This window comes from Streptomyces sp. CNB091 (assembly GCF_000377965.1).
This window is the reverse complement of the sequence record NZ_KB899018.1, coordinates 23758-37716: the sequence shown is the minus strand read 5'-3', so window position 1 is coordinate 37716 and position 13959 is coordinate 23758. Positions and strand designations below refer to the sequence as shown.

The 13959-nt window shown below is 69.9% G+C and carries 12 protein-coding genes and 1 tRNA gene; 10 read left to right on the top strand and 3 right to left on the bottom strand.

What is annotated here, in order from left to right; genetic code table 11:
- Positions 1-307 precede the first annotated feature (307 nt).
- On the bottom strand, positions 308-1633 hold the full coding sequence (locus D581_RS0134735) for a sensor histidine kinase (protein WP_018961725.1): 1326 nt from the start codon (positions 1631-1633) through the stop codon (positions 308-310).
- A 156-nt stretch (positions 1634-1789) separates the two neighbouring features.
- Between D581_RS0134735 and D581_RS0134730 the strand changes: the two genes are divergently transcribed.
- The 7 genes from D581_RS0134730 (at position 1790) to D581_RS0134700 (ending at position 7539) form a co-directional block, all read left to right on the top strand.
- Complete coding sequence (locus D581_RS0134730) at positions 1790-2662, top strand: hypothetical protein (RefSeq protein WP_018961724.1); 873 nt, start codon at positions 1790-1792, stop codon at positions 2660-2662.
- Positions 2663-2673: 11 nt separating this feature from the next.
- Positions 2674-2744, top strand: a tRNA-Gln gene (locus D581_RS0134725).
- Positions 2745-2852: 108 nt separating this feature from the next.
- Entirely contained in the window at positions 2853-4295 is a 1443-nt protein-coding gene (gene glmU, locus D581_RS0134720) for a bifunctional UDP-N-acetylglucosamine diphosphorylase/glucosamine-1-phosphate N-acetyltransferase GlmU (RefSeq protein WP_026291173.1), read from the top strand.
- Positions 4296-4420: 125 nt separating this feature from the next.
- Positions 4421-5398 carry a ribose-phosphate diphosphokinase gene (locus D581_RS0134715; RefSeq protein ID WP_015609053.1) on the top strand — a complete coding sequence of 326 codons (978 nt, stop codon included), beginning with the start codon at positions 4421-4423 and terminating at the stop codon, positions 5396-5398.
- A 207-nt stretch (positions 5399-5605) separates the two neighbouring features.
- On the top strand, positions 5606-6190 hold the full coding sequence (locus tag D581_RS0134710; RefSeq protein WP_018961722.1) for a 50S ribosomal protein L25/general stress protein Ctc: 585 nt from the start codon (positions 5606-5608) through the stop codon (positions 6188-6190).
- Between the two features lie 160 nt (positions 6191-6350).
- Positions 6351-6944 (top strand): aminoacyl-tRNA hydrolase, encoded by a 594-nt coding sequence (pth, locus tag D581_RS0134705; RefSeq protein ID WP_018961721.1) that lies wholly within the window; start codon positions 6351-6353, stop codon positions 6942-6944.
- Between the two features lie 124 nt (positions 6945-7068).
- On the top strand, positions 7069-7539 hold the full coding sequence (locus D581_RS0134700; RefSeq protein WP_018961720.1) for a hypothetical protein: 471 nt from the start codon (positions 7069-7071) through the stop codon (positions 7537-7539).
- Positions 7540-7609: 70 nt separating this feature from the next.
- On the opposite strand, the gene ppc is transcribed toward D581_RS0134700, so the two are convergent.
- Positions 7610-10339 (bottom strand): phosphoenolpyruvate carboxylase, encoded by a 2730-nt coding sequence (gene ppc, locus D581_RS0134695; RefSeq protein WP_018961719.1) that lies wholly within the window; start codon positions 10337-10339, stop codon positions 7610-7612.
- A gap of 399 nt (positions 10340-10738) precedes the next feature.
- On the opposite strand from ppc, the gene D581_RS0134690 reads away from it, so the two are divergent.
- From D581_RS0134690 to D581_RS0134680, 3 genes are all read left to right on the top strand, one after another.
- On the top strand, positions 10739-11725 hold the full coding sequence (locus D581_RS0134690) for a fatty acid desaturase (RefSeq protein ID WP_018961718.1): 987 nt from the start codon (positions 10739-10741) through the stop codon (positions 11723-11725).
- Positions 11722-12408: a TetR/AcrR family transcriptional regulator gene (locus D581_RS0134685; protein WP_026291172.1), complete on the top strand. Its 687-nt coding sequence runs from the start codon at positions 11722-11724 to the stop codon at positions 12406-12408. Before D581_RS0134690 ends, D581_RS0134685 begins: the two co-directional genes overlap by 4 nt.
- Positions 12409-12510: 102 nt before the next feature.
- Positions 12511-13113, top strand: coding sequence for a Uma2 family endonuclease (locus D581_RS0134680; protein ID WP_018961716.1), 603 nt, complete (start codon positions 12511-12513; stop codon positions 13111-13113).
- Between the two features lie 8 nt (positions 13114-13121).
- On the opposite strand, the gene D581_RS0134675 is transcribed toward D581_RS0134680, so the two are convergent.
- Entirely contained in the window at positions 13122-13937 is an 816-nt protein-coding gene (locus tag D581_RS0134675) for a trans-aconitate 2-methyltransferase (RefSeq protein ID WP_026291171.1), read from the bottom strand.
- Between the last annotated feature and the right edge of the window lie 22 nt (positions 13938-13959).

Below are 13959 nucleotides of genomic sequence, written 5' to 3'. Positions count from 1 at the left end.
TCCGGCGCTTGAGGACGACCCCGGCCACCCCCTCCAGCCCGTCGGACGCTTGACTACGCCCCCGGCCACCCCCAGCCCGTCCGGCGCTTGAGGACGGAACCGTCGCCCGGGACGAACGGGCACCATCACTTCCGGGACGCGGAGAGGCACCATCGCTTCCCGGCCCCGGAAGGGTCGCCGCTCCCCACGCCCAGGGTTCCGTCCTCAAACGCCGGACGGGCTGAAATGTGCGGCCCTCCACACAAGCGGGCCGAAGCGGGCAGCCCACGCCCGGCAGGATGAAAGGTGCGGCCCCCACACCTCGGCTTCAGGCGTCGCCCAGCGCGTCCGGGAGCACCGCCGAAACCCGGAAGCCCCCCGCGTCCGTCGGACCGGACACGAACACACCCCCCAGCCCCAGCACCCGCTCCCGCATCCCCACCAGCCCGTTCCCCCCGCTCGGCAGACCCGCATCCGCCGCCGCCGCGTCCGAAGGACCGTTCTCCACCTGCATCGCGACCTCGGCCTCCCGATGCGCGAGCCGCACCCACGTCTTCGCGCCCGCCGCGTGCTTGTGCACGTTCGTCAACGCCTCCTGCACCACCCGGAACGCCGTCTGCTCGACCTCCGGCGGATACGGCCGCGCCACACCGTCCACCGACAGCTCCACGACCATCCCCGCCTGCCGCGACTGCGCCACCAACGCCTCCAGCTCATGCAGCCGGGGCCCGTCCTCCGACGCGACGGTGGCGGCGGCCGCGACAGCCGCCTTCCGCACCGACGCCAGCGGAACCGCCCCCGCGGCGGCCGGCGCGGTCAACGCGTCCCCGCTGCGCAGCACCCCGAGCATCTCGCGCAACTCCGTCAACGCCTGCCGCCCCATGTCCCCGACCAGCGCCGCATTACGCACGGCCTTCGCCGGATCCTTCGGCGCGACCGCCTGGAGAGCCGCGGCGTGCACCACCATCAGGCTCACCCGGTGGGCCACCACGTCGTGCATCTCCCGGGCGATCCGGGTCCGCTCCTCCGTACGCGCCCACTCGGCCCGCTCCTCGGCCCGGTCCGCGAGCAGCGACAGCTCCCGCTCCAGCGAATCGGCCCGCTCCCGCAGGCTCTCCATCAGACGGCGCCTGGCCCCTGTGTAGAGGCCGAGCAGCACGGACGGGGCCGTGAGCCCCACCGCCATGAAGACGGACAACAGCGGGACGTACCAGTCCCCCGGCCCGAAGTCGGCCTGCTCGGCCACGCTCTGCCGCAGCCGCACCCACGTGACGATGAACGTCCCCACCAACGCCATCCCCGCCAGCACGACGGTGATCCGGCGCGGCACCTCGGACGCCGCCAGCGTGTAGAGGCCCACCAGGGCCATCAAGAAGCCCATCTCCGCGGGCGTCAGCGCGATCGTCACGAGCACCACGGCGATCGGCCACCGCCGGCGCACCAGCAGCACCGAACCCGCCAACAGCCCGAACACCACGCCCACCGGCACCGGCACCCCGGTGTTCCGGGCGAACTCCACCCCCTCCAGGCCACACTCCAGCGCCGACACCAGCGCGAGCCCCACGTCCAGGGCGACACCGCGTCGCCGCTCCCACCACCAGTAGCCGCGGGTAGTCGTTCCCGCCGCTTCCCGGTCTGCCCCCGTTGCGGTCATGGCATCCAGCCTACGGGCGGACGCATCCCAATTTCGGGTGACCGGCAACAGCACGTTCCGCATTCGAACAAGCACGAAACACATGCCGATCGCCTGAAATAGCGAATCGACCGCACTTTCGACCCGGACGTTCGCATTCCGGACGACGATCCCCGTATGACGGAAACCACACGCAAGTACGCCGACTTCGAGGGCCTGCGCGAGCAGGCGGTGGCGCTGCGCCGGGAGGGGCTCAGCGTGCGCCAGATCAGGGACAGGCTGAAGGTCTTCAACAACGACATGCTCCACCGCCTCCTCCAGGGTGAACCCGCCCCCGAGTGGACGAAGCGCCCGAACGCCAAGGACGACGTCCGAGAGAGGGCCCGGGAGCTACGGCTCCGAGGTCTGACCTACGACCAGATCCAGGTCGAGCTGGGGTGCTCGAAGAGTTCGATCTCGCTGTGGGTGCGGGACCTGCCGAAGCCGGAGCGCAGGCGTACCCGGGAGGAATCGTCCGCCATCGGGCGGCGCGGCTGGGAGGCGACGCTCCAGCGGCGGGACGCCGAGCGCCAGGCTCAGAAGCAGAAGGCCGCGGCCGAGGTCGGCGCGATGACCGACCGCGAGCTCTTCCTCCTGGGCGTCGGCCTCTACTGGGCGGAGGGCACCAAGTCCAAGCCGTATCGCACCCAGGAGCGCGTCACCTTCGTCAACAGTGACCCGGGCCTGATCGAGGTCTTCCTCGCCTGGCTCCGCCTCCTGGGCGTGGACGACGAGCACCTTCGCTTCCACGTCCTGATCCACGAGACGGCGGACGTCACGGCCGCAGAGCAGTTCTGGGCCGAACTCACCGGCGCCGAACCTTCCGCCTTCGGGAAGACATCGCTCAAGAAGCACACCCCGAAGACGAACCGGAAGAACGTCGGCGACAACTACCGGGGCTGCCTCGCGGTACGTGTCCTGAAAAGCGCCGAGCTGTACCGTCGCATCGAGGGCTCCTGGTGCGGCATAGTAGGGGCTGCACTTAAGTCCAACCCACCAAAACGGACATAGGTGACTTACCATCCCGGGTCGTCTAATGGTAGGACAAATAGTTTTGGTCTATTGAATGAGGGTTCGATTCCTTCCCCGGGAGCACCTCATGCGGGCCCCGACCACACCGGTCGGGGCCCGCCCCCGTTTCCACCGGAAACACCCCCGGTATCCTGCGGATGACCACCACCCGAAGCCGAAGGGCACATCCGTGAGCGCAACCAGCCCGGCAGCCGTCGTCGTCCTCGCAGCGGGTGAGGGCACCCGCATGAAGTCGAAGACACCCAAGGTCCTGCACGAGATCTCCGGGCGCTCGCTCGTCGGACATGTCGTCGCCGCCGCCCGTGAGCTGGACCCCCAGCACCTCGTCGTGGTCGTCGGCCATGCCAGTGAGCAGGTCACCGCGCACCTGAACGCCGGCGACGCCCCCGTGCGCACCGCGTTCCAGGCGCAGCAGAACGGGACGGGGCACGCCGTCCGCATGGGTCTTGAGGAGCTGGGCGGCGCCGTCGAGGGCACCGTGATCGTCGTCTGCGGCGACACTCCCCTGCTGTCCGGTGAGACGCTCGGCGCGCTCGCCGCCACCCACGCCGCCGACGCCAACGCGGTCACCGTCCTGAGCGCCGAGGTCCCCGACTCCACCGGCTACGGGCGCATCGTGCGCGACCCCGCCACCGGTGCCGTCACCGAGATCGTCGAGCACAAGGACGCCACCGCCGAGCAGCGGGCGATCCGGGAGATCAACTCCGGGGTGTTCGCGTTCGACGGGCGGCTGTTGGGCGACGCGCTGGGCAAGGTGCGCACCGACAACAGCCAGGGCGAGGAGTACCTCACCGACGTGCTGTCCATCCTGCGCGAGGCCGGGCACCGGGTCGGGGCCTCCGTGGCGGGCGACCACCGGGAGATCCTCGGCATCAACAACCGGCTCCAGCTGGCCGAGGCGCGCCGGCTGCTCAACGAGCGGCTGCTGGAGCGGGCGATGCTCGCGGGCGTGACCGTGGTGGACCCGTCGTCCACGCTGATCGACGCGACGGTGACGTACGAGCGGGACGCGGTCGTGTACCCGGGGACCCAGCTGCTGGGGACCACGCATCTCGCGGAGGACAGCGAGGTGGGGCCGAACTCGCGGATCGAGAGCACCGTCGTCGGGTCCGGCGCCCGGGTGGACAACTCCGTGACGGACTCGGCGGAGATCGGGGCGGGGGCGCTCGTCGGCCCGTACGCCTATCTGCGGCCGGGTACCCGGCTGGGGACGAAGGCCAAGGCCGGTACGTACGTGGAGATGAAGAACGCGACGATCGGGGAAGGGACCAAGGTCCCGCATCTGAGTTACGTCGGTGACGCGACGATCGGTGATCACACCAACATCGGTGCGGCGAGCGTCTTCGTGAACTACGACGGTGTCGCGAAGCACCACACGACGATCGGTTCTCACTGCCGTACCGGTTCGGACAATATGTTTGTGGCGCCCGTCACGGTCGGGGACGGGGTCTACACCGCCGCCGGGTCGGTCATCACCAAGGACGTGCCCGCCGGTTCGCTGGCCGTGGCGCGGGGCCAGCAGCGGAATATCGAGGGTTGGGTGGCCCGGAAGCGGCCGGGCAGCGCCGCCGCGCAGGCCGCTCAGGCGTCGTCGCGGGAGACCGACGGGTAAAGCTGACCGGAAACAGGTGCGCCGGTGACGGCGTACCGTGATAGATGCTCACCCATTTCGGCTGGCTCGTTGCACATCGGGACCTATGCGTGCAGCGCCAGATACACGTCTGAGGAGACTGTGCTGTGACCGGGATCAAGACGACCGGCGAGAAGAAACTGATGCTCTTCTCCGGCCGCGCCCACCCCGAGCTTGCCGAGGAGGTCGCCCATCAGCTGGGAGTCGGTCTCGTGCCGACGAAGGCCTTCGATTTCGCCAACGGTGAGATCTATGTGCGGTTCCAGGAGTCGGCACGTGGCGCGGACTGCTTCCTGATCCAGAGCCACACGGCTCCGATCAACAAGTGGATCATGGAGCAGTTGATCATGCTGGACGCGCTGAAGCGCGCTTCGGCCCGCTCCATCACGGTGATCGTGCCGTTCTACGGTTATGCCCGCCAGGACAAGAAGCACCGTGGCCGTGAGCCGATCTCGGCGCGCATGGTGGCGGATCTGATGGCGACGGCGGGTGCGGACCGGATCCTCACCGTCGATCTGCACACGGACCAGATCCAGGGTTTCTTCGACGGCCCGGTGGACCACCTGTTCGCGCTGCCGATCCTGGCGGACTACGTGGGCGCGAAGGTCGACCGTTCCAAGCTGACGATCGTGTCGCCGGACGCGGGCCGGGTGCGGGTCGCCGACCGTTGGTGCGACCGGCTGGACGCGCCGCTGGCGATCGTGCACAAGCGTCGTGACAAGGATGTGCCGAACCAGGTCTCGGTCCACGAGGTCGTGGGCAACGTCGAGGGCCGGGTCTGTGTGCTGGTCGACGACATGATCGACACCGGTGGCACGATCTGCGCCGCAGCGGACGCGCTGTTCGCGCACGGTGCGGAGGACGTCATCGTGACGGCGACGCACGGGGTGCTGTCGGGTCCGGCGGCGGACCGTTTGAAGAACTCGAAGGTGAGCGAGTTCGTGTTCACGGACACGCTGCCGACCCCGGGTGAACTGGAGCTGGACAAGATCACGGTGCTCTCGATCGCGCCGACGATCGCGCGTGCGGTGCGTGAGGTGTTCGAGGACGGTTCGGTGACGAGCCTCTTCGAGGAGCAGGGCTGACAGCGGTGACGATCACTCTCTGGTGATCCACTTTGGGGTGCGGCCTCCCCGCCGGGTAGACTCAGCGAGTTGCTCGGCGAGGGAGGCCGTACCTGTGTGTACGGCGGTCCGTTATCGACGCGCTCTTCGTAGCAGGCCTGTCGTGGGCCGGGTGACCGTTCGTGTTCCGTCTCCCGACGGCTCACCCACCTGACGAGGAGTGCAACCATGGCTGAGATCAAGCTCGCCACCGAGGTCCGTACCGAGTTCGGCAAGGGCGCCGCCCGCCGTGTGCGTCGCGCCAACCGTGTTCCCGCGGTCGTCTACGGCCACGGCGCCGAGCCGGTTCACGTCACGCTGCCGGGTCACGAGCTGCTGCTGGCGCTGCGTACGGCGAACGTCCTGATCGGTCTGGAGATCGACGGCAAGGACGCGCTGGTCATCCCCAAGGCTGTGCAGCGTCACCCCCTTCGCAGCACCATCGAGCACGTCGACCTGCTGACCGTGAAGCGCGGCGAGAAGGTCAACGTCGAGATCGCGGTGCACGCCGAGGGCGACCTGGCGCCGGGCGCCAACCTGCTCGAGTTCGTGCTGAACACGCTGCTCGTCGAGGCCGAGGCCACCCACATCCCCGAGTCCGTGACGGTCTCCGTCGCGGGTCTGGACGCCGGTGACTCGATCCAGGCGAAGGACATCAAGCTGCCGAAGGGCTCCGTGCTCGCCGGTGACGAGGACGCCATCGTGATCCAGGTCGTCGCCGCGCAGGCCGAGGAGCCGTCCGCGGACGAGGCCGGCGAAGCTGCCGAGGCCTGAGCCGTACCGCTCAGCGTTCCACCTGCTTGACTGACGGGGTGGTGGTTCCCTTCCGGGAGCCGCCGCCCCGTTTGCCTGCCATGTCTGCCATGCCTGCCCTGCCTGCGTGCCGTTCCTGCTGTCCCTGCTGTCCCCCTGCGTGCGAGGAGACCGAGCGCTGATGTCCGACGCCACCGACCCCTGGCTCATCGTGGGCCTGGGCAATCCCGGCCCCGACTACGCGGCGAACCGGCACAACGTCGGGTTCATGGTCGCCGATCTGCTGGCGACGCGGATCGGCGGGAAGTTCAAGCGGGCGCAGAAGGCGCAGGCGCAGGTCGTCGAGGGGCGGATGGGTCCGCCGGGTCCGGGGAGCCGCCGGGTGATCCTGGTGAAGCCGATGTCGTACATGAATCTGTCGGGCGGGCCGGTGACGGCGCTGCGGGACTTCTACAAGGTGCCGACGGATCATGTCGTGGCGGTCCATGACGAGCTGGACGTCGATTACGGGATGTTGCGGCTGAAGCTGGGTGGCGGTGACAACGGGCACAACGGGCTGAAGTCGATGACGAAGGCGATGGGTCCGGACTATCACCGGGTGCGGTTCGGGATCGGGCGGCCGCCGGGGCGGATGCAGGTCGCGGATTTCGTGCTGAAGGACTTCTCGTCGACCGAGCGCAAGGAGTTGGCGTTCCTGGTGGACCGGTCGGCGGACGCGGTGGAGTGTCTGCTGGCGGAGGGGCTGGAGCGGGCGCAGAGCGCGTACAACTCCTGAGGCGCCACAGCTCCTGAGGCGCCCTGCCTCCTCCCTCCACAACTCCTGACATTCCCTTCCCTGGTGGGGCGTTTTTCGGCCACAGGTTGACCGCGGGTGGGGGTCTGGCCAAGGATCGGCCCCCATGAAACGGAGCTCTTCGCAGCGTGCGGCGCTCGCGGGCCGTCGGGTGGCCATGGGGCTGGTCGTCCTGGTGCTTCTGGTCGCCGGTGCGTGGTCGTCGTGGAACACGGCGCACCACATTGTTCTGGCCAAGGGGCGTGACCACGGCACGGTGACGGTGACGGGGTGCGGCGAGGAGACGTGCACCGGTTCGTTCGAGCCGGACGCGGTGTCGCGGGAGCGTCCGCGGGTGAGCGTGGACCGGTCGGTCGCGGCGCGGGAGGGGGAGCGTTTCGCTGTCGTGGTGAAGCCCGGTTCCGATGCGGTGGTCCGCACGGGGTTGCCGGGCTTTCTGCATGCGTGGGTGCCGTTGGGCGGGGCGATGGTGCTGGCCGCGTTCGTGATCGGCGGCGGGCTGCGGATGTCGCGGACGGCGTGGGGTGTGGGTACGGCGGGGGCGGTCCTGCTGGTGGCGACGTTCGTCGCGCTGTAGCGGGACCGCCCCGGGGGCCTTCCGTGCGTCCGTCCTTCCGTACGTCCGTACGTCCGTACGTCCTCTACGGTCAGCCGGTGTTGCGGAGTCCTGCCGCGACGCCGTTGACGGTGAGGAGCAGGGCGCGGGCGAGCAGCGGGTCGGCTTCTTCGCCGCGCTCGGCCGCCTGGCGCTGGCGGGCCAGCAGGGAGACCTGGAGGTAGGAGATCGGGTCCAGGTAGGCGTCGCGGATGGCGAAGGTCTGCTGGAGTACCGGGCTGGTGCCGAGCAGTTCGGTGGATCCGGTGACCTTGAGGACTTCCCGTACGGTCAGGGCGTGCTCGGCCTCGATGGCGTCGAAGACGTGCTTGAGCTCGTCGGGGACGAGTGTGTCGACGTAGTGCCGGGCGATGCGCAGGTCGGTCTTGGCGAGCGTCATCTCCACGTTGGAGAGGAAGTTGCGGAAGAAGTGCCAGTGCTCGTGCATCTCGTCGAGGACGGTGTCGAGTCCGGCTTCGCGCAGGGCCTTGAGGCCGGAGCCGACGCCGTACCAGCCGGGCACGATCTGCCGTGACTGGGTCCAGCCGAAGACCCACGGGATGGCGCGCAGGCCGTCGAGGGAGACGCCGGAGCCGGGGCGGCGGGAGGGCCGTGAGCCCAGGTGCAGGTCGGCGAGCTGGTCGACGGGGGTGGAGGCGAGGAAGTACGCGGGCAGGTCGGGGTCCTCGACGAGCTTGCGGTAGGCGTCGTGGGCCGCGTCGGAGACGGTGTCCATGGCCGCGTCCCAGCGGGCGAGGGCTTCGTCGGACTGGCGGGGTGCGGTGTGCAGGGCGGAGGCCTGGAGGGTGGCCGCGACGGTCAGTTCCAGGTTCTCGCGGGCGAGGGCGGGGATGAGGTACTTGTCGGAGATGACCTCGCCCTGTTCGGTGACCTTGATCTCGCCTTCCAGGGTGCCCCAGGGCTGGGCGAGGATCGCGTCGTGGGAGGGGCCGCCGCCTCGGCCGACGGTGCCGCCGCGGCCGTGGAAGAGGCGCAGGCGTACGCCGTAGCGGTGGGCGACGTCGCGGAGGCGTCGCTGGGCGCGGTGGATCTCCCACTGGGAGGTGGTGATGCCGCCGAACTTGGAGGAGTCGCTGTAGCCGAGCATGACCTCCTGGACGTCGCCGCGCAGGGAGACGAGGCGGCGGTAGGAGGGGTCGGCGAGCATGGCGTCGAGGATGACGTCGGCGGCCTTGAGTTCGTCGGTGGTCTCCAGGAGCGGGACGATGCCGATCTTGGCCCAGCCGGCGTGGAGGTCGACGAGTCCGGCTTCGCGGGCGAGGACGGCGGCGGCGAAGACGTCGTCGGCTCCCTGGCACATGGAGATGATGTAGGACTCGATGACTTCGGGGCCGAAGCGTTCGAAGGCCTGCTTGATGGTGTGGAAGACGCCGAGGGTCTTCTCGCCGGCGGCGTCGAGCGGGGCGGGGGTGGGGGCGAGCGGCCGGCGGGAGCGGAGTTCCTTGGCGAGGAGCTTCTGCCGGTAGTCGCGGGGCATGTCGGTGTAGCGCCAGGACTCCTCGCCGAGCCGGTCGAAGAGCTGGCCGAGGGCGTGGTGGTGGGCGTCGGCGTGTTCGCGTACGTCCATGGTGGCGAGCTGGAGGCCGAAGGCGCCGAGGGTGCGGATGGTGCGGTCCATGCGGCCGTCGGCGAAGAGGCCGCCCTTGTGTGCGCGCAGGGAGGTCTGGATGAGTTCCAGGTCGGCGATGAGCTCGGCGGTGCCGAGGTAGTCGCAGCCGGGGCGGTGGGGGGTGCCTTCGGCGAGGCGCTCGCGGGTGTTGACGAGCTTCTGGCGGATGCAGGTGGCCTTGAGGCGGTAGGGCTCTTCGGCGTTGAGCCGCTTGTAGCGGGGGCTGATGCCGGGGAGGTTCTCCAGGTCGGCCTGGAGGGAGGTGAGGAGTTCCTCGGTGGCTCCGGCGTAGCGGATGGAGTTGGAGAGGAGGCCGCGGAGGTGGTCGATCATCTCCAGGGCGTCGGTGATGCCGTGCTCGTGCTGGAGGATCAGGACGTCCCAGGTGACGGCGGGGGTGACGTTGGGGTTGCCGTCGCGGTCGCCGCCGATCCAGGTGCCGAAGGTGAGGGGGCGGGTGCCGGCGGGCAGTTCGACGCCGACGCGTTCCAGTTCGGCGGCGAGGTCCTCCAGGACGTCTCCGACGGCGCCCGCGTGGAGTTCGTCGAGGTAGTAGATGGCGTTGCGGGCCTCGTCGGCGGGCTCCGGGCGGACGACGCGGAGTTCGTCGGTCTGCCAGATGAGGTCGATGTTCTCGGCGAGGCGGAGGTCCAGGCGGCGGCGGTCGGCCTCGATGACCGGGGTCTCCAGGAGGGCCCCGATGCGGCGGAGCTTGTTGAGGACCGAGCGGCGGGCGGCTTCGGTGGGGTGTGCGGTGAAGACGGGCCGGACGTTGAGGTTCTTGACCGTTTCGCGGAGGTGCTCGGGGTCGGCGTCCTTGAGCCGGTCGGCGGTGCGGGCGAGCAGGCCGCCCTCGGCCGCGCGGCGGTCGCGCATCTCGTGGGCGCGGTGGACCTGCTCGGTGACGTTGGCGAGGTGGAAGTAGGTGGAGAAGGCGCGCACGAGCTGTGCCGCGGTCTCCAGGTCCGTGTCGCCGAGGAGTTCGGCGGCGGCTTCGCCGTCGGTGCGGGTCAGGGCGCGGACCCGCTCGACGAGGTCGAGGAGCTCTTGGCCCTCCTGGCGGACGAGGGTCTCGCCGAGGAGGTCGCCGAGGCGGCGGATGTCGGCGCGCAGCGCGGGGCTGGCGGCAGGGGTCTGGTCGGCACTGCTCACAGTGTGCGGCTCCTTGCAGTGAATGAGGAGGTGCGTTCGCTTCGCCGTCCCCATGTGGGTGGTGGTGGGGGCGGGTGGCGGGGTCCGGGGCCCTGCGGCTGGCAGCGGTGCTGTCGCCACGCCCCGACGAGCGGGTGCGGACCGCGCTGTCCGACGCTCCCAGGATAGGTGTCGTCGCAGGCGGCGTGTCCGTGGGCCCGACGGGGGTCGCGGTCGCCGCCCGGGACACCCGGGCCCCTGTCCCCTTACCCCGTGGGCGGGCGGGGTATCGCGTGGGACGGGTTGGAGTGGCCTCTCGTGTTGTGGTGCCCGTCACTGCCATACTTACCAAGCCGTAGGTTACGGAACCGTAGCCACGGCCGTCCGCGTCTTCTCCCTCACCCTCAGAGGTATCCCCCCATGGCGAGCACCCCTCATGTGATCGACGAGACCGAGCCTCCCGGTGCGGCCGGGGCCTCGTTGCCGCCCGGCACGCTGGGCGGCGACAAGAAGCGGTCGATCGAGCAGTTCGCGCTGCTGGCGTTCATCGTGGTGCCGTTCGCGGCCCTGGTCGCGGCGGTGCCGTTGGCGTGGGGCCGGGGGGTGAGCTGGCTGGATCTGGGGCTGCTGGTGGCGATGTACTTCATCGGCTGTCATGGGGTCACGATCGGCTTCCACCGGTATTTCACGCACGGTTCGTTCAAGGCGAAGCGGCCGTTGCGGATCGCGCTGGCCGTGATGGGTTCGCTGGCGGTGGAGGGGCCCCTGGTGCGGTGGGTGGCCGATCACCGCAAGCATCACCGGTTCTCGGACGCGGAGGGTGATCCGCATTCGCCGTGGCGGTTCGGGGAGAGCCTGCCGGCCTTGATGAAGGGGCTGTGGTGGGCGCACATCGCGTGGATGTTCGACGAGGAGCAGACGCCGCAGCAGAAGTACGCCCCCGACCTGATCAAGGACCCGGCGATCCGGGGCATCTCGCGCCACTTCCTCTCCTTCACGATCGTCTCGCTGGCGATTCCGCCGCTGGTCGGCGGCCTGGTGACGATGTCGTGGTGGGGTGCGGCGACGGCGTTCTTCTGGGGTTCGCTGGTGCGGGTGGCGCTGCTGCACCATGTGACCTGGTCGATCAACTCGATCTGTCACGCGGTGGGCAAGCGGCCCTTCAAGTCCCGTGACCGGTCGGGGAACGTGTGGTGGCTGGCGGTGCTGTCGTGCGGCGAGTCGTGGCACAACCTGCACCACGCGGACCCGACGAGTGCCCGGCACGGGGTGATGCGGGGGCAGATCGACTCCAGCGCCCGGCTGATCCGCTGGTTCGAGATGCTGGGCTGGGCCACGGATGTGCGGTGGCCGGATGCCGAGCGTATCGACTCCCGGCGCATGTCCGTTCCGGCTGACGCGGCATGATTGACGACGTGGCGACCGACGGCAGCACGAGCAGCGAGCAGAGCAGGACCTCCCCCTCCCGCCGGGCCCGGCGGGTCCGGATGACGGGCAAGGAGCGCCGCGAGCAGCTGCTGGACATCGGGCGCGCCCTCTTCGCCGACAAGGGTTTCGAGGGCACGTCGGTGGAGGAGATCGCGGCGCGTGCCGGGGTGTCCAAGCCGGTGGTGTACGAGCACTTCGGCGGCAAGGAGGGCCTGTACGCGGTGGTGGTCGACCGCGAGATGCGCCGGCTGCTGGACATGGTGACGGGGGCGCTGACGGCGGGCCATCCGCGCGAGCTGCTGGAGCAGGCGGCGTTCGCGCTGCTGGACTACATCGAGTCGTACACGGACGGTTTCCGGATCCTGGTGCGGGATTCGCCGGTGGCGCAGTCGACGGGCACGTTCGCGTCGCTGATCAGTGACATCGCCACGCAGGTGGAGGACATCCTGGGCCTGGAGTTCAAGGCTCGGGGTTTTGATCCGAAGCTGGCCCCGCTGTACGCGCAGGCGCTGGTGGGGATGGTGGCGCTGACGGGCCAGTGGTGGCTGGACGTGCGCAAGCCGAAGAAGGCCGAGGTGGCCGCGCATCTGGTGAATCTGTGCTGGCACGGGCTGGAGAACCTGGAGGCGAAGCCTCGGCTGATAGGGCACCGGAAGAGCTGACCGCGCGACCCTTCCGTACGTCGTCACCCGTTGTGATGACGGGTGCGGATTTCCCGCCGTAGGGTGGTCGGGAGGGCAGAGGATTCGTCCATGGGAGGAACCATGACCGCCGAGCCGACCACCGCGCACAGCTCCCGCTGGCCGGTGCCCCCGCAGGACGGATACACCGTGGACGATCTGTTCACGCTGCCCGATCTCCCGCCGCACACAGAGCTGATCGACGGGAGCCTGGTTTTCGTGAGTCCGCAGCGAGACTTTCACAGCACGATGATCGATCTGCTGGTGACAGGACTGCGCAGTACGGCGCCCCCGGAGGTGAGGGTGCGCCGGGAGATGACCGTAGTGCTGGATCGGCGGAACGCTCCGGAGCCGGATGTCTCCGTCGTGCGGACCGAGGCGATCACAGGGCTCGACGTGACGCGGTACCAGGCCGCCGACGTCCTCCTCGCCGTCGAGGTCGTCTCCCCCGACTCCGAGGCCCGCGACCGTGAGGCCAAGCCGCACAAGTACGCGACCGCCGGCATCCCGCACTTCTGGCTCGTGGAGATGACCGGCACCGACCCGCACCCCGTCGTGCGGGTCTATGAGCTGGATCCGGTGACGAAGGCGTACGCGCTGACCGGGATCCATCACGACCGGCTGAAGACGGGTGTGCCGTTCCCGGTGGACATCGACGTCTCGGCGGACGCGCTCAAGGAGCTGTAGAGCGCCGGTTACGCGTCCGGCTCCTTGCGGGCGACCGCGAAGATGCGGCGGAACGGGAAGACCGTGCCGTACGGGCCGGGCGGGTAGGCCTCGCGGAGCAGGTCGCGGTATTCGGTGAGGAACGCGTCGCGGGCCGCCGGGTCGTCGGCGAGGGCGGTGAGGACGGGGCGCAGGGTGGTGCCCTTGACCCAGTCGAGGACCGCGTCGTCGCCGTGGAGGGTCTGGAGGTAGGTGGTCTCCCAGACGTCGGCCGTGCAGCCGAGGTCGCGGAGGCGGGTGAGGTAGTCGACGGGGTCCAGGGCGGAGGCGGTGCGGTCGCCGCTGCCGTGGAGCAGGGGGCGCCAGCGGTCGGATGCGCGGAGGGCGGCCAGGAGGGTGTGGCTGGGGGCGGTGAAGTTGCCGGGGAGCTGGAAGGCGAGGGTTCCGCCGGGGGCGAGGGCGTCGAGCCAGCGGGGGAAGTGGTCGGCGTGGCCGGGGATCCACTGGAGTGCGGAGGTGGAGACGATCAGGCCGTACGTCTCGGTGGGCGTCCAGGTCGCGGCGTCGGCCTCGGCGAAGTCGAGCAGGGGCGGCCGGGCGTGGGCGGCGGCTTCGGCGAGCATCGCGCGCGAGGTGTCGTAGCCGGTGATCCGGGCGGCCGGCCAGCGGTCCGCGAGGAGGGCGGTGACGTTGCCCGCGCCGCAGCCGAGGTCGGCGATGCGGGGTGCGGGGTGGCCGGGGAGGTCGCCGATGCGGGCCAGGAGATCGTGGAAGGGGCGGGTGCGGTGGTCGGCGTGGCGCAGGTACTGCTGCGGGTCCCAGGAGGGCTGGTCGGGTGCGGTCATGGGGAACAGGATCACGCCGAGA

Coding starts and splice junctions, on each gene's coding strand:
- D581_RS0134735 (WP_018961725.1), bottom strand. CDS start 1,633: ATGACCGCAACGGGGGCAGACCGGGAAGCGGCGGGAACGACTACCCGC.
- D581_RS0134730 (WP_018961724.1), top strand. CDS start 1,790: ATGACGGAAACCACACGCAAGTACGCCGACTTCGAGGGCCTGCGCGAG.
- D581_RS0134710 (WP_018961722.1), top strand. CDS start 5,606: ATGGCTGAGATCAAGCTCGCCACCGAGGTCCGTACCGAGTTCGGCAAG.
- pth (WP_018961721.1), top strand. CDS start 6,351: ATGTCCGACGCCACCGACCCCTGGCTCATCGTGGGCCTGGGCAATCCC.
- D581_RS0134700 (WP_018961720.1), top strand. CDS start 7,069: ATGAAACGGAGCTCTTCGCAGCGTGCGGCGCTCGCGGGCCGTCGGGTG.
- D581_RS0134690 (WP_018961718.1), top strand. CDS start 10,739: ATGGCGAGCACCCCTCATGTGATCGACGAGACCGAGCCTCCCGGTGCG.
- D581_RS0134685 (WP_026291172.1), top strand. CDS start 11,722: ATGATTGACGACGTGGCGACCGACGGCAGCACGAGCAGCGAGCAGAGC.
- D581_RS0134680 (WP_018961716.1), top strand. CDS start 12,511: ATGACCGCCGAGCCGACCACCGCGCACAGCTCCCGCTGGCCGGTGCCC.
- D581_RS0134675 (WP_026291171.1), bottom strand. CDS start 13,937: ATGACCGCACCCGACCAGCCCTCCTGGGACCCGCAGCAGTACCTGCGC.